Annotated in this window: 18 protein-coding genes; 3 read left to right on the top strand and 15 right to left on the bottom strand. The window is 71.2% G+C overall.

The features are described from left to right. Positions 1-60: 60 nt before the first annotated feature. Together AB0M82_RS07930 and AB0M82_RS07935 are read right to left on the bottom strand one after the other, a co-directional pair. A complete protein-coding gene (locus AB0M82_RS07930) occupies positions 61-1,497 on the bottom strand; it encodes an RICIN domain-containing protein (RefSeq protein ID WP_364718628.1) in 1,437 nt (478 codons plus the stop codon). Positions 1,498-1,519: 22 nt separating this feature from the next. Then, positions 1,520-2,899, bottom strand: coding sequence for a glycoside hydrolase family 43 protein (locus AB0M82_RS07935; protein ID WP_364718629.1), 1,380 nt, complete (start codon positions 2,897-2,899; stop codon positions 1,520-1,522). Positions 2,900-3,256: 357 nt separating this feature from the next. On the opposite strand from AB0M82_RS07935, the gene AB0M82_RS07940 reads away from it, so the two are divergent. Further along, a complete protein-coding gene (locus tag AB0M82_RS07940) occupies positions 3,257-3,997 on the top strand; it encodes a hypothetical protein (protein WP_364718630.1) in 741 nt (246 codons plus the stop codon). A 9-nt stretch (positions 3,998-4,006) separates the two neighbouring features. Here the strand turns inward: AB0M82_RS07940 and AB0M82_RS07945 are convergent, their stop codons facing one another. The 13 genes from AB0M82_RS07945 to AB0M82_RS08005 all read right to left on the bottom strand — a co-directional run bounded on the left by AB0M82_RS07945 (position 4,007) and on the right by AB0M82_RS08005 (position 18,444). Further along, the gene (locus AB0M82_RS07945; RefSeq protein ID WP_364718631.1) at positions 4,007-5,059 is read right to left on the bottom strand and encodes a radical SAM protein; all 1,053 of its coding nucleotides are present in this window, start codon (positions 5,057-5,059) and stop codon (positions 4,007-4,009) included. 32 nt (positions 5,060-5,091) lie between these two features. Continuing rightward, positions 5,092-5,622: a flavin reductase family protein gene (locus tag AB0M82_RS07950; protein ID WP_364718633.1), complete on the bottom strand. Its 531-nt coding sequence runs from the start codon at positions 5,620-5,622 to the stop codon at positions 5,092-5,094. An 18-nt stretch (positions 5,623-5,640) separates the two neighbouring features. Next, positions 5,641-6,996 (bottom strand): FAD-binding oxidoreductase, encoded by a 1,356-nt coding sequence (locus tag AB0M82_RS07955; protein ID WP_364718634.1) that lies wholly within the window; start codon positions 6,994-6,996, stop codon positions 5,641-5,643. Beyond that, positions 6,993-7,343, bottom strand: a complete 351-nt coding sequence (locus AB0M82_RS07960) for a hypothetical protein (protein ID WP_364718636.1) — start codon at positions 7,341-7,343, stop codon at positions 6,993-6,995. The genes AB0M82_RS07955 and AB0M82_RS07960 overlap by 4 nt, the downstream gene beginning before the upstream one ends. Next, on the bottom strand, positions 7,340-8,641 hold the full coding sequence (locus AB0M82_RS07965) for an ATP-grasp domain-containing protein (protein ID WP_364718637.1): 1,302 nt from the start codon (positions 8,639-8,641) through the stop codon (positions 7,340-7,342). Before AB0M82_RS07965 ends, AB0M82_RS07960 begins: the two co-directional genes overlap by 4 nt. A gap of 40 nt (positions 8,642-8,681) precedes the next feature. Further along, entirely contained in the window at positions 8,682-9,770 is a 1,089-nt protein-coding gene (locus AB0M82_RS07970; RefSeq protein ID WP_364718638.1) for an FAD-dependent oxidoreductase, read from the bottom strand. Continuing rightward, a complete protein-coding gene (locus AB0M82_RS07975; protein ID WP_364718640.1) occupies positions 9,767-11,305 on the bottom strand; it encodes a class I tRNA ligase family protein in 1,539 nt (512 codons plus the stop codon). Before AB0M82_RS07975 ends, AB0M82_RS07970 begins: the two co-directional genes overlap by 4 nt. Continuing rightward, positions 11,302-11,673 carry a cupin domain-containing protein gene (locus AB0M82_RS07980; RefSeq protein ID WP_364718642.1) on the bottom strand — a complete coding sequence of 124 codons (372 nt, stop codon included), beginning with the start codon at positions 11,671-11,673 and terminating at the stop codon, positions 11,302-11,304. The genes AB0M82_RS07975 and AB0M82_RS07980 overlap by 4 nt, the downstream gene beginning before the upstream one ends. Continuing rightward, a complete protein-coding gene (locus AB0M82_RS07985) occupies positions 11,670-13,013 on the bottom strand; it encodes a SidA/IucD/PvdA family monooxygenase (protein WP_364718643.1) in 1,344 nt (447 codons plus the stop codon). Before AB0M82_RS07985 ends, AB0M82_RS07980 begins: the two co-directional genes overlap by 4 nt. A gap of 63 nt (positions 13,014-13,076) precedes the next feature. Then, positions 13,077-14,741: an ABC transporter substrate-binding protein gene (locus AB0M82_RS07990; RefSeq protein WP_364718644.1), complete on the bottom strand. Its 1,665-nt coding sequence runs from the start codon at positions 14,739-14,741 to the stop codon at positions 13,077-13,079. Positions 14,742-14,779: 38 nt separating this feature from the next. Next, positions 14,780-15,976, bottom strand: a complete 1,197-nt coding sequence (locus tag AB0M82_RS07995) for an acyl-CoA dehydrogenase family protein (RefSeq protein WP_364718645.1) — start codon at positions 15,974-15,976, stop codon at positions 14,780-14,782. Between the two features lie 213 nt (positions 15,977-16,189). Further along, positions 16,190-17,020, bottom strand: coding sequence for an isocitrate lyase/phosphoenolpyruvate mutase family protein (locus tag AB0M82_RS08000; RefSeq protein ID WP_364718647.1), 831 nt, complete (start codon positions 17,018-17,020; stop codon positions 16,190-16,192). Positions 17,021-17,058: 38 nt separating this feature from the next. After that, complete coding sequence (locus AB0M82_RS08005) at positions 17,059-18,444, bottom strand: AlkA N-terminal domain-containing protein (protein ID WP_364718648.1); 1,386 nt, start codon at positions 18,442-18,444, stop codon at positions 17,059-17,061. A gap of 181 nt (positions 18,445-18,625) precedes the next feature. On the opposite strand from AB0M82_RS08005, the gene AB0M82_RS08010 reads away from it, so the two are divergent. Both AB0M82_RS08010 and AB0M82_RS08015 read left to right on the top strand, forming a co-directional pair. Further along, the gene (locus tag AB0M82_RS08010; RefSeq protein ID WP_364718650.1) at positions 18,626-18,922 is read left to right on the top strand and encodes an antibiotic biosynthesis monooxygenase; all 297 of its coding nucleotides are present in this window, start codon (positions 18,626-18,628) and stop codon (positions 18,920-18,922) included. A 232-nt stretch (positions 18,923-19,154) separates the two neighbouring features. After that, positions 19,155-20,387, top strand: coding sequence for an MFS transporter (locus tag AB0M82_RS08015; protein WP_364718652.1), 1,233 nt, complete (start codon positions 19,155-19,157; stop codon positions 20,385-20,387). The last annotated feature ends 40 nt before the right edge of the window (positions 20,388-20,427 follow it).

The raw sequence follows: 20,427 nt of genomic DNA on the forward strand, positions 1-20,427 counted from the left end.
CCAGATTACCCCCAATGTCCGGTTACTCCCAGGCGCGCGCACTGCCGAAAGGAGCCCTGATCAGGCCGCCCGCCGCTGCCATTGCTGATTCGTCACGCTCGTGCACGGGTACTGTTTGACCGCCGCGCCGTCGGCCGTCGACGCGGAGACGACGTCCAGGCACTTACCGCTGTGGCGGGCCACCCACCGGACGTACCCGCCGCTGACGGCCTGGGCCTGCCACTGCTGGTTGGTGCCCGAAGCGCACGTCTCCTGCGCCGCCGCCGCGCCGTCCGCCGTCGAGCCGCCCGCGATGCCGAGGCACTTCCCGCTGTGCCGCGCGATCAGGTTGGCGTAGCCGTTGCCGAGGTCGAGCACGCTCCACTGCTGGTTCCAGCCGCCGTTGCACGTGTACTGGGTCAGCTGCACGCCGTCGCCCCGGGACGAACCCGGGATGTCGGCACACTTGCCGCTGTGGCGCGCCACCAAGGACTCGTACGCGCTCCCGGTGCCCGCACCCGTGACCACGCCGGTGGCCGTGTCGATGTTCACCTGCGGGGACCAGCTCATCGACATCGTGGTGGCGCTCGGGAAACTCAGCGGCAGCCAGACGTACCGCGACTCGTTGACGGGCCGCTGCCAGGCCCCGGCCCATCGATCACCCAGGTACAGGTACGAGGTCGCCTGCGAGCCCTGCACCGGGAGCACGTACGCGGTCTGGCTGCCGTAGCCGGTGGCGTCCCCGACATTCGTCAACCCGCTCCACGTGCCCGTGACGCTGGACGCCGTCGCGTACTTCTGCTGGTTCGGCTGCCAGCCCGTGGCACCCGAGGTGAGCAGGAAGTAGACGCCGTTCCGCTTGAACATCGCCGGCGCCTCGCGGTACGAGCCGGGCCACAGCGTCCGCACCAGCGCGGCGACGCCGGTGTAGTCGGCGGTGAGCCGGTACACGTTCAGATCGGCGTTCTCGCGGGCCGCAGAGGCCATGTACGCGGTTCCGTCGTCGTCCTTGAACAGCGTGATGTCACGCGACATGTGTGCGCCGAGCGGACGGAAGCTGCCGCGGTAGGTGTAGCCGCCGTCGACCGTGGACGAGGTGGCCACGGCCGCGCGCGCTTCGGCGTAGTCGTCACCGTTTTCCTTGTGCATCCACATCACGTACTGCCCGGTCGAGCTGCTGTAGATCACCTTCGGCCGCTCGATCTTCGCCCGGCCCAGCTCCGCCGCCGACGACTGCGTCAGCACGTCGTTGCGGAACTCCCACGTCTTCAGGTCGGTCGAGCGGTAGACCGAGACGGCCCGGAAGGTGTCGTCGGCGTTGCGGTTCTCGCCGAACCAGTAGTAGTACGCCCCCACCTTGAGCATTCCCCCGCCGTGGGCGTGCACGAGGGCGCCGGCCGGGTCGGCGAACTGGCTCCCGTTGGTCACCGTCACCGGCGCGGCGTGCGCACCGGGCGCGCCGAGCAGCAGAGTGACAAGCACGAGCAGGGACAAAACCGTGCCACGTCGTCGTAGCATGACGGCTCCTTCTCAACCGGTGTCAGTAGCCGACTCGGAAAGTCGCGTCCTGCTTGTCCACAGTGGAGGATGTGCTGCCCAGGGGATCGATCCGCAGCACATAGGCGTAGTGCCGGAGGTAGCGGTCCGGGAAGTTGTGCGAGCGGAACGAAGACCAGCTCGAGTCGGCGAGACCCGGCGTCTGGTGGAAGGTGGCGTTCGCCTTGAACGTCGCCGAGCCGTCGTCGGCCGCGAGGCGCATTTCGTAGTTGCTGTGCCGCAGGTACCGGCCGGGGTAGTTGACGGACTCGAACGACACGCCGGCCGAGTCGGCCAAGCCGGGCACCAGTTTCCAGAGCTGGTCCTGGTACGGGTCGAACGGATAGGCGTCGATGCGGCCCACGGAGTCCGCGTGCCGGACGTAGCGGTCCGGGAAGTTGTAGGACTTCAGCCGCCGCCACGCCGGGGCACCCCACCGGTCGACCAGGGCGGACCGCTCCGCGGCCGTGATCGGCGTGATGCCGGGGTGCTTGGAGTTCAACGGCTGGGTGTAGGCGCGGTCGCTCAGCAGCGTCCAGTTCCCGGCGGCCACGTCGGTGGTTTGCCAGCAGAAGAACCGGCCGTTGGGGCTCCAGGTGTCGCCCCACAGGTACCAGCGGCTCCCCGACGGCGCCGGGACGATCTGCGGCGCCTCGACGCCCCGTCCCGGTGAGATCCCGGTCTTGTAGGTGGTGAAACCGCCGGGGGCGAGGGAGCCGGAGCGCTGGCCGACCAGGGTGCTGTTCGTGTTGTTCTTGACGTACAGGTAGTTGACGCCGCCGATGACGGCCATCGTCCCGTCGATCGTCGCGTGGCCGGGGTCGAAGAACACCTGCGGCGCGCTGACCGTCGCGAAGTCGGTCGTGTAGTTGACCATGATGACGTCGTGGCCGCCGTACGCCGCCGAGTAGATGATCGCGTACTGGTTGCGCGAAGGGTCCCAGAACGCCTCGGGCGCCCAGCTGTGCGTGGCCATCGAGTGCAGCTTGACCCGGCGGTAGCCGGTGAACCCGCGCAGGTCCGCCGAATCCCAGACGTGGACGTACTGGTTCTGCAGCGACCAGTCGGTGCCCTTGAGATCGGTCGCGAGCACGACGAATCGGCCGTCCTGCTTGCGCAGCACGAAGGGGTCACGCAGCCCGCCGGTGCCGGCCGTCGGCGTCACCACCGGGTTGTTCTGGTTGAGCGGCATCCAGTCGAGGCCGTCCGCGCTGACCGCCAGGTGCAGCCCGTAGTCGGCGCCCGTCATGGACGGCGACTCGGTGAAGTACGCCATCACGTAGCCACCGGCGGCAGCCTGGGCGCGCGCCGAGGCTGCGCTGCCGAGCACGCCGGCGACCGCGGCGGCCGCCGTGCCCGCCATCAGTCCGCGTCGACTGATCATCGTCCACCCACCTCATCGTCGAGTGCCGGGCACGGAGAAATTGTTAGCGCTAACACGCCGTCGATAGTGTAGGGGAACCACGCCACGCGGTGTCAAGGGTCCGATCGTCGGAAGGTCGGACACCACCGACGACATCCAGATCAATTCCCGGAGAAGGGAGCGCTACCGCGAACCTCTTCATAAATCGAAAGGAAAGTGCGCCCACGCGTTATCGGGTAGCGCTTTCCACCGACCGTCCTTGCGTCGCCGGCAACGGTTCGGCAAGATCGTCGTCACTCGTCCCCGGCGATGAACACCGGACGGGGGCCGGGGAGTCGCCCCACCACGAGAGGCGTGATTCGCTTGAGAAGATCCGCAGTGACCGCGTTCGCCGCCGCGATTGCCCTTGCGGCGTCACCTGCCACGGCAGCCGGGCACGACAACACCGTGTTCCGGGAGAACTTCGATCGCCTGCCCGTCGGCCCGGTCACCCAAGGCCACGGCTGGACCACCGACGCCGCCGGCGGCACCCTGGCCATCGAACCGAGCAGGACCGGACACGGCCGGGAACTGCACATCCGCACCGCCGGCAACGGCCGCGCCTTCCTCGTGATCCCGGCGCCGGCCGCTTCCGGCAACAGTTTCTGGGTTCGCGCGCGCCTCCGGGTGGCGGAATTCCCCACCGCCCCGGACTGGGCCCACTGGACCATCGCCGAAGCCTCCGGTTCCGGCTCCCCGACCCTGGTCCGCCCGCTCGGCGGCCAGTACGTGCCCAGCTCCGGCGCGAACTTCTTCGGCGTGGGATCGGACCTGGGCCCCACCGGCGACTGGACCGCCTGGCAGACCTCCGCCCCCGCCGTCGCCGGGAAGTGGCGCTGCGTCGAGTTCCACCTCGACGCGACCGACAACCGGGTCACGGTGTACCTGGACGGCGTCGAACAGACCGCCCTCACCGTCTCGACGAAGCAACACGGCGGAGCCCCGGGCGACTTTCTCTTCCCCGACTTCACGACCCTCAAGCTGGGCTGGCAGCTCTACCAGCCCAACCCGGCCCCGTCCTCCTACGACGTCCGGCTCGACGACCTGGCCGTGAGCCCCCATCGCCTCGGCTCGCACTGAGCCGGCAACTCAGAAGAGCATCGGCTGGGCGGGTTCCTCCGGCGGCTGCCCCCGCCGGCCGTTGAGGGCGAACTTGTCCTCGATCGTCTCGTCCGGATCCGGGAAGCCGTACTTCGCGATCAGGGGGCGGATCCGGGCCCCGACCTCGTGGCGGTAGGGACGCAACGTCTCCGAGCCCGACGAATACAGCGTCGTGTAGTCCGCGACCAGCTCCGGGTGCGCCCGGCGCAGCCAGGCGAAGAAGACGTCCTTCACCCCGCTCGACAGATACAGCGGGTGGTACAGCACGCTCGTCGCCCCGGCCGTGGCCACCGCCGCGACCAGTTTTTCCAGCTGTGCAGGCGAATCCGTCAGCCGCGGGAGGATCGGGGACAGGAACACCGTGCAGTCGAGCCCCGCGTCGCGGATCGCCCGGACCGTGGCGAGGCGCGCGGTCGTGGTCGCCGTGCCGAATTCCACCGACTGCTGGAGCTCCTCGTCCAGGATCGAGATCGACAGTCCCAGGTGCACCGTCGTCGCCCGGCTCGCCTTCACCAGGCTCGCCAGATCGCGGCGGATCATCGTGCCCTTCGTCAGGATCGAGAACGGGACGCGGTGGCCCGCCAGCGCGTCGATGATCCCGGGCATCAGCGCGTACCGGCCCTCCGCGCGCTGGTAGACGTCGGTGTTCGTGCCGAATGCCACGCGCGGCGGCAGTTTCCGCTTGCGCGCGAGTTCGGCGCGCAGCACCTCGACGATGTTCGTCTTGACGATGATCTCGTTGTCGAAGTCGCCGGCGATGTTCAGGCCGAGCCGGGTGTGGGTGTTGCGGGCGAAGCAGTACTGACACGCATGCGTGCAGCCGCGGTACGGGTTGATCGTGTACTCGCCGGGCAGCATGCGGGCGTCCGCCGGCACGTGGTTCAAGGCGCTCTTCGCGAGGACCTCATGGAAGGTCACGTCCCGGAATTCCGGTGTCCGGACACTTCTCACGAATCCGGTCAGGCGAGCCAGGCCCGGCAGTGTCCCGGCGTCGACCCGATCCGTGCGCTGGCCGCTCCAGCGCATTGCGTCTTCGTTCACCGGCCGAGCATGCCCGACCCGCGAACAGCGGGCTAGAGCGCTTCTCCCCACTGCCCCGGCCCGGAAACGTGCCGCGGATCGGTGACCGTGTGGTAGCCGCCGTGCACGAAGACCAGCGCCGGGGCGTGCCGGTCGTGCCCGGTGGCCAGGACTTCTCCGACGACCAGCGTGTGGTCGCCGAGGTCGAACCGGTCAGCAAGGGCGCACTCCAGCCAGCTCGCGCCGTCGAGCACGAGCGCCCCGGTCCGCTCTCCGGGTTTCGCTTCCAGGAGAGCAATTTCGGAGACGCGCGCGGCGCGCGGTCCGGCGAGCCGGCGGGCGAGCTCGCGCGCGCCCGCCGGCAGGATCGACACCACCCAGCGGCCGGTCGCCAGGAGGTCCGCGAGGAACGCCGACTCCTTCCGGAACGCCAGCGAAACGAGCGGTGGGTCGAGGGAGATCGAACCCAGCGAGTTGACGGTCACCGCGTCGTGCCGGCGGCCGTCAGGGGTGTCGCGATACGTGGTGGCGACGCACACCCCGGTGGCGAAGGTGCGCATCGCGCCGCGCAGGTCGGGTGACATGAGGGTGCTCCCGGGTGATCACACGGATTGGGCGAAACGGAAGAACCGGTCAGCGTCGTACCGGCGCTTGACTTCGGCGAGCCGGGTGGCGTTCGGACCGTAGTAGGCGCCACGCCAGTCGTCGAGATCGGGATCGGTGAAGTTGACGTAGGACGCGTCCGGTGCGAACTCCCCCGTTTCGGCGTGCAGGGCGTGCAGCCAGTCGAGGTTCGCCCGGACGACCGCGGGCGGATCGTCCTCGGCCCACGCCGTGTCGAGGCTGAGCAGGAACCGGGTGTCCCGGTGCGGGAACGCGGTGTCCGCCACCGGAACGCGGCCGATCGCCCCGCCCCAGGCGAACAGCGCGGCCCCGGCGCCGTCGGGATTGCCGCTGCCCGGCCACTTGTCGACGGCCCGGACGAGCGCCGCCAGTCCGGTGCCGTCGATCGCGTGCGGCGCGCACCGGGTGCGGACCGCGAACGCCCCGCCCTCGCTGGAGTGGTGCAGATACCGGGCGGCCGCCCAGAAGTCCCGGTCCTCGATGTCGGCGCGGTCGGGTGCCGCGACGGCGAAGACCGGGGCCAGCAGCTCGCGCAGCTCCTCGGCCGGGCCGAGGTGGCGCCCCACCACGGAGACCACGCCGTCCGCACCGGCCGAGCGGGCGATGCCGATCCGGGCGGAGAACTCCTCCGGCGCCGTCAGCATGATCTCCTGCATCGTGGCCAGCACCTCGACCGCGTGCGGCCACGACCAGAGCACGAGGCACGTCGACCCGGCCGGGGCCGGCCGCGCCTGGAAGGTGAAGCTGGTGTTGACGCCGAAGTTGCCGCCCCCGCCACCCCGGCAGGCCCAGAACAGGTCGGGGTGCTCCGTCGCCGAGGCCGTGACGACCCGCCCGTCGGCAAGCACGACGTCGGTCGAGACGAGCGCGTCGCACGTCAGGCCGTGCGCGCGGGAGATCGTCGTGACGCCGCCGCCGAGGGTCAGGCCGCCGATGCCGACGGTGTCGGAGTTGCCGAGCGGGAAGGTCAGGTCCCACGGCCGCAACGCCGTATAGAGCGCCTTCATCGGCGTCCCGCCGCCGACGGTGACCCGCCCGCTGTCACGGTCGACGCGGATCCCGGACAGCCGCCGCAGGTCGAGCACCAGGCCCGTGCCCGCCGAATGACCGGCGTAGCTGTGCCCGCCGCCGCGGGCCACCAGGGGCACCGACTCCGCCCTGGCCCACTCGACGGCGCGGGCGACGTCACCCGCGTGGGCGGCCGAGAGCACCGCCGCGGGGCGGGTGCCGGCGAACCGCCGGTTCACCGGCGCCGTGGCTTCGGTGAAGCCGGGGTCGCCGTTGAGCCGGAGGTCGCCGTCCACCAGGCCGCGCAGCCCTCCCCACGCGGTCATCGCGCCACTCCCGTGAGTTCGACGGCGGGGATCTCTTCGAGGTAGGAGACGCCGGTGGCGGCGTGGTCCCCGTAGCGTTCCCAGACCTCGCGCAGCACGAGGGTGCCGCCGTGCCACTGCGGGGTGTTGGTGCTGTGCCCGGCGATCACCTCGCCACTGCCGAGCACCATCGTGTAGGCCAGCCGCAGGACGCCCGCGGCGTCGCAGGTGCCGGTCACGGTGCCGCGCCGGACGTGCCCGCCCTCGAACTCGGCCCACACGAGGTTTCCCCGCTGGTGGTACTCCGCGTACGTGTCGTCGCCGCCGCCCAGCGCGCGGAACCGGCGGCCGTCGTAGTGGATGCTCATTCGTCCACGTCCAGGAGTCCGGCCGGCATGGCCAGGGTGGTGCCGGCGGGCGGCGGCTCGACCTCTTCGGCGGCCACCTCGACCAGCGAGGCCGCGTGCGCCAGCCGGCTCAGGCAGGTCTCGGCGTCCGGCGCCTTGCACACGACGAAGGAGTGGCGGGCGATGTACCCGCCGGGCGGCAGCCGCAGCGTGGTCCCCGGCGTGACCATGGGAGACGCGGTGATCAGTCCCGGGGCGTCCCACGGCACGTCGACCGAGTGCACGACACAGTCGTGGTCCGGGTAGCCGAACCGGATGCCGGCGACACCGGACCGGGTCGGGGCGACGTCCGGGCGGTGCCCGGTGGCGACGTCGAACAGCACGCTGCCGGGGTCGATCCCGGTCGCGGTCTTGCCGAGGAAGGGGATGAGGTCCCCGCCGAGCCTGCCGTTGACTTCGATGATCACCGGGCCGTGTGCGGTCAGCCGGACCTCGGTGTGGGTGATCCCGTTCTCGATGCCGAGCACCCGGTGGGCCCTGGTCAACACGCTCAGCAGCTCTTCGTCGGCCAGCAGCGGGTCGGCGGCGTCGACGAGATGACCGGTCTCCTCGAAGAACGGCGGCAGGCCGGTGCTCTTGCGGGCGACGAACATCGGCAGGTACTCGCCCTTGTGGACGGCGCCGTCGATGCTGATCTCGGGACCGTCGGCGAAGCCTTCGATGATCGCGCCGCCGCGGTAGGGCTCGTCGCCGACGAGGCTGGCCTCGTGGGCGACGCGGTAGGCGGCTTCGAGCTCCTTCTCGTCCCGTGCCAGGGAAACGCCCATGCTGGCGCCGAGGGCGCGGGGTTTGACGATCACCGGGTAGCCGATGCGGGCCGCGGCCGTGCGTGCGTCGGCGAGGTCCGCGGCCAGGTGGAAGCCGGGCTGCGGCAGACCGGCTTCGGTGAGCCGGACCCGGCAGCTGTGCTTGTCGCGGCAGCCGTGCACGCCGGGAATGCTCAGGCCCGGCACGCCGAACTCGGCCGCCAGCTCGGCCGCCGGCATGACCAGCGGCTCGTCCCAGCACAGCACCCCGGTGACGGTGTACTGACTCGCCAGCTCACGAGCGGTTTCGGCGAGCAGGGCGTGGTCGAAGACGTTGACCACGGTGATGTCGTCGAAGTACTCGTGCTGCCAGGTCGGCTTGAGGTTGTTGATCAGCACGAGCCGCAGTCCCGCTTCGCGGGCCCGGTCGGCCACGGCGCGGACGAGGTATTCGCGGTAGAGCTTGAGGCCGCTGCCGATGACGAGCAGGGCACCCGGTTCGGTCGAGGTCATTTCGGGAAAGTCCTCCGGTCGGATGGTGGGGTCAGGGAGGTCAGGCGACGGCGACGGCCTGGCCGGAGAGCTCGGCGACGACCGCGTCCGCGGCCGGCGGCGCCGTGCGGAAGCCGTCGCCGCCGCCGGCCGGCCGGGCCCACACGGTGGGTCCGACGCGGACGAAGCCGGTGCCGTCGCCGTCCGCGGTGGCGTAGTGGCAGTGCTTCACCCGCACGACGTCGTATCCGTCCACATCGGACACGACGCCGGCCGCGAGCACGCGTGCGGCCCAGCCGGCGTCGTCGTCGGGGCCGGACAAGGTGGTCACTTCGCGCCGCACGGCGTCCGTGCTGATCTTGAGCAGGGTGCCCGCCACGGAAGGCAGCAGCCACGCTCGCCCGTCGGCGCCGAGCCCGCCCGCCGTGGGCGTCGCTGCCCACGCGTGGGCGAGCGCGGCGGGCGGCCGCAGGTACACCATCGTCTGGCGGTGCAGCACCACCGGCCGGTCGACCAGCGCGCCCGTCCACGGCCCGGCGGCGACGAGCACGACGTCGCCGGTCTCGGCCGTGCCGTCGGCCAGCCGGACCCGGCCGCGGTCCGGGTCCACGCCGACGGCCTCCCGGCCGGGCCGCAGCTCGGCGCCGGGGTGGTGCCGCAGCCAGCGGGCCGCCGCGTTCAGCACCCGGTCGGCGAGCAGCGTCCCGGCGTGCGGTTCGAGCACCGCGCCGCTGCCCCGGGGGAACCCGACGAGCGGATAGGCGGACGGGTGCACGATCCGCAGCGGCACGCCGGCGGCCGAGGCCGTGGCCACGGCCTCGGGTACCCGCCCGGTTGGCAGGGCCTGCAGAACCCCGCTCCGCCGGTAGAGGCCGGCACCCGGCAGGTGGTCGCACAGCAGCGCGTCCAGTTCGCGCCACCGGCGGTCCAGCTCGGCCGCCCGGCGCGTGGCCGCCTGGTCACCGACGACGAGGGCCCGCAGTGCCCGGTGCTGGTCGAACGACGTGGCGCCCGGGTGCGGCACCGGACCGCGTTCGAGCAGCACCACGTGGTGCCCGGCCTGCACACACCGGATCGCGGCGAGCAGTCCGGTGATGCCGCCACCGACCACCACGACACGCAGGCCGCCCTGCCGGGTCCCGGCGCTCATTGCCCGGCCTCCGCCGAGTGCAGGCGGGGCAGCGTGGCCGGCGTGAACGACGTCGCGTCGGCTCCGGCGTCGTCGCCGAGGACCTGCGCCGCCAGGTCGATCAGGATCGGCGCGGCACCGCGCAGCAGCCGGTCGACCTCGAAGCAGAAGTCCCCGGCGTCGGCCCCGGTCACCTCTCGGCGCTCGAGCCGGGCCAGCTGGTCGGTGATCGTCTCCGCCGCCCGGTTCAGGCTGAACCCGGGCAGCTCGTACGACGCGGCGAACCGCTCGGCCATCCGGGCCGCGCCGCGCCGTGAACGTTCCGACACCGGCAGCGGACCCAGCCCGACCCACCGGTTCACCTGGTCGGCGACCCGGTTCCACGGCTCGACGAGCCGCGCGGATGTGACCCGTGCCAGCGCGTCCCGGCTGAAACTGGTCCGCTGGTGCTCGGGGCTGGTCGCGGCCAGGTGGAACCGGATCAGGTCGCGCGGGACTTCCGCGGCCAGCTCCCGGCTCCACACCACGTGCCCGCGGCTGGTGGAGAACTTCCGGTTGTCCAGCTCGTAGAACTCGTTGGTGAGGTACCGCGTCGGCAGCTCGTAGTGGCCGTCGAACGCCAGCAGCATCGCCGGGCCGGCGATCGCGAACGGGTAGATGTTGTCGAACCCGAGGAAGTACACGATCTCCGAACCGGCCCCGGCGAGCCAGAGGGCGTCCTCGGTCCCTTCCGCGCGCCGCCGCGTCTCGGCGGACAACGCCGAGCAGTGCATGCTCCACGCCATCGGCTCGGCGTTGGGGTTGACGGTCTGCCCCGCGACCTCCGGGAAGGGCACCTTGATGCCCCACGAGATCGGGTAGGTCACCGGGAAGTCCGGCAGCGGCCGCGCCAGCATCTGCGCCATCGCCTGCGCCATGTGCGGCCGCAGGCCACTCGCGTGCCTCTCGAAGTGCGCACGCAGTTGCGAACGGTAGCGCTCGACCGGCAGCACCAGCACGTCGGCTTCGCGCAGCACCACCGGGTCCTCGGGGTCCAAAGTGGACCGGACGCCGAGCAGCTCCCCCGCCGCCACCAGCTGCCCGCAGCTCTCGCAGAGTCCCGCGCAGCCTTCGGCGAGGCATTCGGGGCAGCCGCCGGAGGCGAAGCCGTCCAAGAGGAACTGTCCCGTCCGCTCGGAGTACGGGAACTTCATCGTGCGCAGTTCCAGCTTGCCCGCCGAGTACAGCCTGCCGACGAAGTCGACGACCCACTTGGTGAACCGGTCGTCGTCGCCGGTGTAGCCGTCGATGCCGATGCCCATCGCGGCGAGGCTGGCTTCGATCTGCGCGGCCGACGTGGCGACCAGGTGCTCCGGGGTGACGCCGCGGCGGTGCGCGGTCGTGACCACGAACGTCGAGGTGTCCTGGAACCCGGTCCCCAGCAGCACTTCCCGGCCTTGCGCCCGGGCGAAGCGGGTGTGCACGTCGGCGGCCAGGAACGGGCCGGCGATGTGCCCGAGGTGCAGGTCCCCGTTCGCCGTGGGGGCCGGGGCGATGATCACGGTGCGGTTGCTCATGACAGACTCGCTTCGTGCCGGGCCGTGAACTGGGCCGACATCTCGGGGTCCCACCAGACGCCGTAGTACTCGAAGTCCTCGTCGCCGTCGTTGGTGACGCAGTGCGTCGAGCCGGGCGGCAGCCGGACGACGTCGCCGGCGGCGAACGGGCGCGGCTCGCCGTCGACGATCACGGTGGCGGCGCCGGCCACGGCGATGAAGATCTCGTATTCGTGGTGGGCGTGCGGGGTGGACGTGGTGTGGGGACGGAGGACGCACCAGGCGCCTTCGAACGGCGCGTTGAGCTCCGGCCAGGGCAGCAGGCGCTGCGAGTCGAGCCCGTACGCGCGCTCCAGGTGATCGCGGTCGAGCCGGTGGACGTCGATCATGCCGCCACCACCACGGACTTGCCGGAGGTCCGCTGGTCGTCCCGGCCGGCGGCCGTCCCGCGGCGGTCGACGATGTCGCCGGCGATTTCGGCCGACCGCTGGGCGAGCACGCTGATCAGCGAATCGGAGATGCCGTGCGTGGCCTCGTTGACACCCTGCAGGTACAGCGCGCCGGAGGCGCCCTCACCGAGGTCGACGCGGTACTGCCGGTTGACGGTGATCCCGTCCAGGCCGATCGCGTCGGCCAGGCCACGGACCATCGACGGCATCCGCGAGTCGAACCCGGTGCCCAGGAAGACCGCGTCGCAGCGCAGCTGCTCGACCCCGCCGCGCTTGAGGTCACGGACGTCGAGGACGACCTCCTCGCCGCCGTCGCGCAGAGCCTCCGTCCGGGCGCCGACGACCTCGGTGAGGCCGCGGATCGTGGAGACCGGCTCGCCGAGCATCTTCTGCCGGTAGATCATCGTGTAGAGCTCTTCGAGGAACGGCGCGGCGAGCCCGGCGTAGTTGGTCAGGTGCATCTCCGCCAGGACCTTCTCGCGGACGTCGTCGGCCATGGTGTAGAACTCGTCCACGAACGACGGGTAGAACAGCTCGTTGACGAACTTGCTGGTCTGGTAGTCCTTGAGCGCGATCGCGCGGATCAGCATCGTCGGGGACGAGCCCGGCGCGTGCTGGTGCAGGGCCATGAACATCTCCGCCGCGCTCTGCGCGCCGCCGACCACGACCGGCCGCAGGGGCTTGTCCGGGCGAGCCAGCGCGGCGGCACCGTCGACGCGGGTGCTGTACTCGGTGCTGTGCACCACCCGCTCGGCCGGCAGCCCGCGGAACACTTCCGGCACGTGGGCGTCCCGGCCGCCACCGACGACCAGGTCGCGGCACAGGATCGTGTCGCCGTCGGACAGGGGGACGGTGAAGCCGAGCACCTCGCCCGACTCGGAGTGGATCGGCAGCACCCGCTCGGCGCGGGCGTTGTAGCGCACCCGGACGTCCTCCAGCGAGTCGGCCACCCACTGCAGATACGCCGAAACCTGCCAGCGGTACGGGTTGAAGGTCCCGAGGTTGACGAACTCGTCGAGCTCACCACGCTCGTGCATGAAGTTGAGGAACGAGAACCGGCTGCGCGGGTTGCGCAGGGTCACCAGGTCCTTGACGTAGGACACCTGGCTGCGCGCCCACGGCAGCATCAGGTTGCGCTGCCACTTCACGTCCTCGTGCTGCTCCAGGATCATGGCGCTGCGGGCCAACCCGGACCGGCCGCACTCCTCGAGGGCCACGGCCAGCGCGAGGTTCGCCGGGCCGGCCCCGATCATCAGGACATCCACCTCGTGGACGGTCATGTCGTTCTCCGCTTTCTCTTCTCGGGGTGCGGCGCGCCGGATCGCGGCGCGCCGCACGGGGAGCTACTTGCTGACGGTCACGCTGAACAGGTCGAGCTCGCGGAACTGGGTGGGCTGGACGTTGTGCAGCCGGGTCGCCCAGGCCGCGGTGCCGGACTGCCACCAGATCGGGATGGTCGGCATGTCCTGCAGGACGAGCTTTTCCGCCTGCTGGTAGAGCGACTGGCCCTGCTTCTGCGAAGGTGCGGCGTCGGCCTGCTTGAGCAGTTCGTCGACCTTCGGGTTCGAGTACTGCCCGACGTTCGAGGCCGCACCGGTGCGGAACAGCGGGTTGAGGAAGTTCTCGATCGACGGGTAGTCCGCGACCCACGCCGAGCGGTAGATGCCCGTGACGGTCCGGTTGTTGAGCTGCTTGCGGAAGTCGCCGAGCGTGGTCTGCGGGGTGAACTTGCAGGTGCGGCCCACCGAGGCCTGGATCTGCTTGCAGATGACCTCCATCCACTCCTGGTTCCCGGAGTCGATGTTGGACGTCAGCTCGATGTCGCCCTGGAACCCGGACGCGTCGAACAGCTGCTTGGCCTTCTGCGGCTGGTAGGTGCACAGCTCGCCGCACTGGTTGTCGAGGTGGCCCTGGACGTTCGGGGCGACCAGGCCGTCGGCCGGCGTGCGGCCACCGTTGAAGACCCGCTGGATCAGCGCCTTCCGGTCGATCGCCATGGAGATCGCCTGGCGGAACTGGGGACTGGCGTAGCGCTTGTCGAACAGTGGGAACGCGATCGCCTGGTAGCCGAGGTAGGTGTAGGCCTTGCGCCGGTCCTCGGGCAGGTCCTTCTTGATCTTGCCGCCCTGGGTCGAGGTCCACGGCGTGAACGACAGGAAGTCGAGCTTGTTCGCGAGGACGTCGGCGTAGGCCTGGTCGAGGTCGGTGTAGAAGCGGAAGTCGACGCCGCCGATGTTCGGCTTCTGCTCGCCGGCGAAGCCGTCGAAACGCTTGACGAGCAGGTCCTTGCCGGCGGTGTAGGACGCGAACCGGAACGGCCCGTTGCCGACGGGGTGCGCCTCGAAAGCCTTGCGGTCGGCGAAGAAGCTCGCCGGCAGCGGGAAGAAGGCCGCGTAGCCGAGCTGGACGCCGAACTCGGAGAACGGCGCGTCGAGAGTCACGGTGAACGTCTTGTCGTCGACCAGCTTGAGGCCCGGCAGCTCCTTCGCCGCGGGCAGGCTCGCCGGCTGCTTGCCGTCCGCGGTCGCGTTGTTGACCTGGGCGAAGCCCTCGACGTGCGAGAAGTAGCTGGCGCCGGCCATCAGGTTGGGGGAATACGCCGTGTAGTTCCACGCGTCGACGAAGCTCTTCGCGGTGACCGGCGTGCCGTCGTGGAACGTCCAGCCCGGCTTGAGCTTGACGGTCCAGACCTTCGAATCGGCGGTGGTGACCGATTCGGCGACGGCGTTGCGCGGGGCGGCCGTCTTGGCGTCGTACTCGATCAGCCCGCGGAACAGCGTGCCCAGCACGCTGATCCCGCCGACCTCGGTGGTGTTGCCCGGCACGAGCGGGTTCGACGGTTCGGTTTCGCTGTAGCTGACCACCGCGTCACGGTCGATGTTCGCCGCGGCGGGCGCGGCGGCGCCGTCGGGGGACGGCTGGGCGGTGGTGCCGCCGGGGGTGCTGCACGCGCTGAGCGTCACGGCCAGCACGGCGGCCGCGCACACGGCGGCCCGGAGCTTTCTCATGGGTGTCTTCCTTCGGTGGGAGATGGGTCCGAGGTGGATCAGCGCCGGCTGGAGGTGATCCCCAGTGCGAGCGGGAACGCGGGCCGGCCGCCGAGCAGGTGGGCACCGGCGGTCTGCAGGATCCGGTCCTGCGCCACGATGTGCTGGCACATCGTGGTGGTGTCGCGCAGCCAGCGGTCCAGCGGCGAGGGCCGGTAGATCGCGGTGGTCTGCACCAGGTCGTAGAGGCGGGTGACGATCGAGCGGGCGGTCCGGAACGCGTGCCGCCGGGACAGCGGCAGCGCGGCCCGCTCGCGCGGGGTGAGGTCGTCGAGCGTGCCGCCCGCGGCGAGGACTTCGTGCTGGCGGCGCAGTGCTCCGTAGACGCCCTCCCGGGCGGCGGCGAAGTCGCCTTCGCAGTCGGCCAGGGTGGTCTGCGTGCGGTAGTCGTTCTCCCGCCCGGCGGCGACGGCGGTGTCCGTGGCGTGGTCGAGCGCGGCGCGGGCGACGCCGAGCGCGACGCCCGGCATGTTCCGCATGTGCACCTCGGGCTGGGCCAGCGGGCCCGCCCCGCCCCGGACGCGGCCGAAGGTCAGCGTGTGTTCGGCGGGCACGAACACGTCGGTGATCGTGTAGTCGCAGCTGCCGCTGCCCGCCAGGCCGGTGGTGTGCCAGGTGTCGATGACGTCGACGTCGGCCTTCGGCACCATGAGCAGGATCGAGTCGTGTGGTGACCCGTCGGCGCCGGGCTCGGGTTCGCCGTCGCGGTAGAGGAAGGCGCCGGAGACCACCCAGTCGGCGTGCGTGACTCCGCTGCCGAACTGCCAGCGACCGGTGAGCCGGTAGCCGCCGGGAACGATCTCCGCCCGGCCGTTGGGGAACAGCAGCCCGGCGGTCGCCATGTCCAGGCTGGGGAACATCTCGTCGGCGACGGCGGGATCCAGGAACGACGCGTAGAGCCCGGTGTCCGAACCGATCATGGCGCACCACCCGGCGCCGGCGTCGCCGTAGGAGAGGGCTTCGATCACCTCGGTCTGTTCGGCCGAGGTGAGTTCGGGCCCGCCGCGGTCACGGGCGAAGCCCATCCGGAAGACACCGGTTCCCCGCAGCAACTCGACCACGTCCGCGGGCAGCCGCCGGGTCCGCTCGATCTCTTCGGCGCGGTCGCGGAGCACTGGAGCGAGCGCCTGGGCTCGTGCGAGAATGTCCGCGGCGGTGCCGGGCGAGTGCACGGGCAACGGCTCGACAACGGTCATCACATCACTTCCTCGGGGTCTACTCGTGGATCGCGGAGTCGGTCCGACCGCGTGGAAGTGATTCAAGCCCGCGTTTTAATTGATGGAAACCGTTGACCATCAAGGAAAATCAACAGCGCGGAAAATGAAGTAGACAGCACCCGGAAAGCGAACAGGCCGCGACGGACCAGAGGTCTCGTCGCGGCCTGTTCGTTTTCGGGTACTGCGTGCGGCTCAGCCGGTCACGGCGCTGTTGACGGCACCGAAGTCGAGCCCGCCCTCCAGCGCGCCGTAGGTGCCGTGTTCGAGCAGCTCCGTCGCGGCGCGCCGGGCGACGGCGTAGGCGGACTGGGCGATCGCCGTGCCGACGCTGACGCGGCGGACGCCGATCGCTTCCAGTTCGGCGACGGTCGGGGCGCCCGGCCACACCATCACGTTGACCGGCAGCGGGCTCTCCTTGACCAAGGTGGCGAGCGTCTCCAGGTCGACCAGGCCCGGCACGAAGACGCTGTCCGCGCCCGCCTCCGCGTAGGCGCCGGCCCGGGACAGGACCTCGTCGAACCGGCCCGCGGCTTCGCCGATGCCGAACAGGTAGACGTCGGTGCGGATGTTGATCCACAGCTCGGGCAGCCCGGTCGCCGTCGCCGCTTCGCGGGCCGCGCGGACCCGCTCGGCCTGCGCCGGGATGTCGAACAGGGGCCCGCCGGGGGCCGTCGAGTCCTCCAGGTTGATCCCGACGGCACCGGCCTCGACGATCGCGCGGACGGTCGCCGCGACGTCCTCGGGAGCCGGCCCGTAGCCGCCCTCGATGTCGGCGGTCACGGGGACGTCGACCACCCGCACGATCCGGGCGACGAGCCCGGCCATCTCCTCGCGCGTCAGGCCGTGCCCGTCGGGCCGTCCCGCGGACCAGGCGACCCCGCCGCTGGTGGTGGCGATCGCCGGGGCGCCGGCCTGCGCGATGAGGGCGGCGCTGGCGGCGTCCCAGGCGTTCGGCAGCACCAGCGTGCGGTCGTCGTGCAGGGCACGCAGGTTTTCGGCGAGCCCTCGCTGGGCGCTGTCCATGGACATTCTCCTTGTTTCTTCGTTACTTCGGGTATCGGTCAGGCCACCAGCGCGGGTACGCCGGCGGCGATCAGGTGGGACGCGGCGAAGGCGCGCCACGGGTGCCATGCGTCCGCCAGCTGGACGCTGTCCTCGAGCACGTCGTTCGCGAGCAGCGTCGTGCAGATCGTCCGGTCGGCGCCGGGGAAGGCGTCCGCGTGGCCCAGCCGCAGCGCGATCTGCTGGGCGGCGCTCCCTCCGATGCCGGGTATCGCGGTCAGCGCGGCCGTGAAGTCGGCCAGGTTCGAGCCGGCATCGAGCAGAGTCTCGTCCTCGGCCACCGCGGCGGCGAACCCGCGCAGCGTCGCAGCGGTGGACGCCGGCAGCCCGGCGGCCACCAGGTCCGTCCGCGCCAGGGTGTCGGCCGAGGGGAAGAGGTGAGTCAGCCCGTGCTCGAGGCCGGGGACCGGCCGGCCCGCCGCCACGACCAGCGCGGCCAGCTGCCGCCGGACCCGCGCCCGGACGCTGTGCTGGCTCAGCACGGCTTCGACCGCGATCTCGAAGGCGCCCCAGGCGCCGGGCACCCGCACCCCCGGCCGCGCGCGCAGCAGCGGTCCCAGCACCCGGTCACCGGCGAGCGCGGCCTCGGCCGGCGCGGTGTCGGCGTCGACGCCGAACATCCTGCCGACCCGGTCGACGACGTGGATGAGGCCCTCCCAGAACGGCATGTGCGCGGTCAGCAGGAGGTGGTCGCCGCCCCCGAGTCGCACCTCCAGGACGCCGGCCTCGCCGTCGAGGCTGACCGTGCGCCGGTAGACGCCGTCGAGCACCGATTCCACGCCCGGCACCGCGCGCTCGGCCAGGTACGAGCTCAGCGCGTCCCAGTGCAGGGGCGGCGCGAACGGCAGCCGCATCATCAGCCCGCCGTCCGCGGCGAGCCGGTCGGCCCGGCGGCGGCGACTGCGCAGCTCGACCGGCGACGCGCGGAAGACCAGCTTCATGTCCCGGTTGAACTGGCGGAGGCTGCCGAACCCGGAGGCGAACGCCACGTCGGCGACGGTCAGGTCGGAGTCGTCGAGCAAGCGGCGTGCGAAGTGCGCACGCCGGGAGCGGGCGAGCTGGTCCGGCGTCACACCGAGGTGGTCGTGGAAGAGCCGGCGCAGGTGCCGCGGGGACACCGCCAGCCGCGCGCCGAGTGCCGCTTCGGTCCCGGTGTCCAGCGCCCCGGCGATGATCAGCTGCACCGCCCGGCAGACGAGCTCCGGCGCGTCGGCGCCGACCGGGCCGGCGATCCGGTACGGGCGGCAGCGCAGACACGCCCGGAACCCGGCCGCTTCCGCCTCGGCGGCCAGCTCGAAGGTCCGCACGTTCTCGGCGAGCGGCTTCGCCCCGCACCCGGGACGGCAGTAGATGCCCGTCGTGATCACGGCCGAAAAAGTCGTCATGGTCCAGGTGTAGGCGATCAGGCGCGGCCGGCGCCAGCCACATCCGGACATGTCGCACGCCACCGTAAGCGGGTAGCTCGATCGTGTCCGGATCTGACCGGACTCCGTCGCCGTCCCCCGGCAGAGTGGTCCCCGACCGGCGGCGCGCCGCACGCGCACCGCACTACAGAGAGGCGTTCCCATGCTGGCGAAGGTGTTCCCGATCCCCCTCAAGCCGGGCAAGCAGGCCGAGGCCGAGCAGCTCGTGCACGAGTTCGCGCCGCTCGGTCCCGGGCAGGAGGACGGCACTGTGTCCTTCCGCGTGTACCGCGACCCCGCCAAGCCGGACTACCTGCTGTTCGTCGAGCACTTCGCCGACCAGGCCGCCTACGACGCCCACACCGGCTCGGCCGCCTACCAGAAGCTGATCGCCGGTCAGTTCGCCGATCTGATCACCGAGTTCGTCGAAATCGACCACGAGCTGGTCGTCGGTCTCTGATTCGCGGAAACCGGCCGGATGCAGCAACCGCTGCGTCCGGCCGGGCGCGGGCAAGGCGAATTCCGCGACAACCTCGTCACTCTCCGAATGGTGACGCGGTCCGAATCACGCGAATTGGTTTTCCGGCGGGGACAACTCTGCCGGTCAACCGGCCAGACCGCTGCAATGAAGAAGCCGGCACTCGAATCACAGTGCGGCGTTCCCCATTCGCAAGCCACCTGGAGGCTCGGCCGTGACCCCGATCACCGTAAAACCCGCCGGCGTGCTGGCCGTCCTGCGCCGGACCCCGACACCCGTCCGCTACCTGCTCGGTGGTGTGCTGGTCAACCAGCTCGGCGCGTTCGTCCAGACGTTCATGGTGCTGTATCTGGTCTTCCGCGGCTTCTCCGCCGGACAGGCGGGCGTGGTCCTCGCCGCCTACAGCATCGGATCGATCCTCGGCGGCCTGGCCGGCGGGGAACTGGTCCACCGCATCGGCCCGCGGGCCACCATCGTCACCGCGATGGTCGGATCGGCCGCGATCCTGGCCGTCGTCCCGCTGTTCGGCCGCCCCGGGCTGCTCGTCCCGCTGAGCGTCGCGCTGCTGCTGGCCGGCCTCGCGACCCAGAGCTACCGGCCCGCGGCGGCCGTCCTGTTGAGCGAGCTGATGTCCGACGACGACCGTGTCATGGGCTTTTCGATGATGCGGATCGCCCTGAACCTCGGCGCGGCACTCAGCCCGCTGATCGCCGCGGGGCTGATCCTCGTCGACTGGAACCTCCTGCTGTGGTTCGACGCGGCCACCGCCCTGCTCTACGCGGGCTTGGCGATCCGGTTGCTGCCCGACCTGCGGGTCGAGCGCGAGACGACCACGGCGGCGCCGTCCCGGAGCGGCACCCGCGCCGCGTACTCGACGCTGCTGCGCGACGGGCGGTTCTGGTTCTTCCTGGCCTCGGTGCTGATCGGGTCGATCGTCTACGTCCAGTACACCGTCGCGCTGCCGCTCAAGATCAGTGCCGAAGGCCATTCGACCGGCCTCTACAGCGTCGTGCTCGTGACCGCGTCGGCCGTGCTCATCCTGTGCGAGCTGAAGATCACCTCCTACGTCACCCGCTGGCCGGGCCACGTCGCCGCCACGGCCGGGACCGTCCTGATGGGCCTCGGGGTCGCCGGCTTCGGCATCAGCGGCGGCTCGGCCGTCGCGCTGGTCGCGTGCACGGTGGTGTTCGTCTTCGGGATCATGATCAACGGGCCGACGATGTTCGCCTACCCCTCGACCTTCCCCTCGGCCGTCAAGGCGCGCTACATCAGTGCCCACCAGGCGACTTTCGGCCTGGGGATGGCACTCGGCCCGCTGTTCGGCGTCGCCACGTGGATCGCGCTGGGCAACGGGGTTTGGTGGCTGTGCGGCGGATTGGGCCTGGTGGCGGCGCTGTGTGCCCTGCTCGGCATGACGGCTCCCCGGCCCCGCGCCGCCACCGTCTGATCCCCATACCAACAGCGGCCGCCCGCCTCGCGCGGGCGGC

This window comes from Amycolatopsis sp. NPDC051128, assembly GCF_040682715.1.
GTDB lineage: Bacteria > Actinomycetota > Actinomycetes > Mycobacteriales > Pseudonocardiaceae > Amycolatopsis.

Bases quoted from the DNA above. Each gene is read 5' to 3' on its own strand.
- AB0M82_RS07930 (WP_364718628.1), bottom strand. From the start codon at position 1,497: ATGCTACGACGACGTGGCACGGTTTTGTCCCTGCTCGTGCTTGTCACT.
- AB0M82_RS07935 (WP_364718629.1), bottom strand. From the start codon at position 2,899: ATGATCAGTCGACGCGGACTGATGGCGGGCACGGCGGCCGCCGCGGTC.
- AB0M82_RS07950 (WP_364718633.1), bottom strand. From the start codon at position 5,622: ATGTCACCCGACCTGCGCGGCGCGATGCGCACCTTCGCCACCGGGGTG.
- AB0M82_RS07955 (WP_364718634.1), bottom strand. From the start codon at position 6,996: ATGACCGCGTGGGGAGGGCTGCGCGGCCTGGTGGACGGCGACCTCCGG.
- AB0M82_RS07960 (WP_364718636.1), bottom strand. From the start codon at position 7,343: ATGAGCATCCACTACGACGGCCGCCGGTTCCGCGCGCTGGGCGGCGGC.
- AB0M82_RS07965 (WP_364718637.1), bottom strand. From the start codon at position 8,641: ATGACCTCGACCGAACCGGGTGCCCTGCTCGTCATCGGCAGCGGCCTC.
- AB0M82_RS07970 (WP_364718638.1), bottom strand. From the start codon at position 9,770: ATGAGCGCCGGGACCCGGCAGGGCGGCCTGCGTGTCGTGGTGGTCGGT.
- AB0M82_RS07975 (WP_364718640.1), bottom strand. From the start codon at position 11,305: ATGAGCAACCGCACCGTGATCATCGCCCCGGCCCCCACGGCGAACGGG.
- AB0M82_RS07980 (WP_364718642.1), bottom strand. From the start codon at position 11,673: ATGATCGACGTCCACCGGCTCGACCGCGATCACCTGGAGCGCGCGTAC.
- AB0M82_RS07985 (WP_364718643.1), bottom strand. From the start codon at position 13,013: ATGACCGTCCACGAGGTGGATGTCCTGATGATCGGGGCCGGCCCGGCG.
- AB0M82_RS07990 (WP_364718644.1), bottom strand. From the start codon at position 14,741: ATGAGAAAGCTCCGGGCCGCCGTGTGCGCGGCCGCCGTGCTGGCCGTG.
- AB0M82_RS07995 (WP_364718645.1), bottom strand. From the start codon at position 15,976: ATGACCGTTGTCGAGCCGTTGCCCGTGCACTCGCCCGGCACCGCCGCG.
- AB0M82_RS08000 (WP_364718647.1), bottom strand. From the start codon at position 17,020: ATGGACAGCGCCCAGCGAGGGCTCGCCGAAAACCTGCGTGCCCTGCAC.
- AB0M82_RS08005 (WP_364718648.1), bottom strand. From the start codon at position 18,444: ATGACGACTTTTTCGGCCGTGATCACGACGGGCATCTACTGCCGTCCC.
- AB0M82_RS08010 (WP_364718650.1), top strand. From the start codon at position 18,626: ATGCTGGCGAAGGTGTTCCCGATCCCCCTCAAGCCGGGCAAGCAGGCC.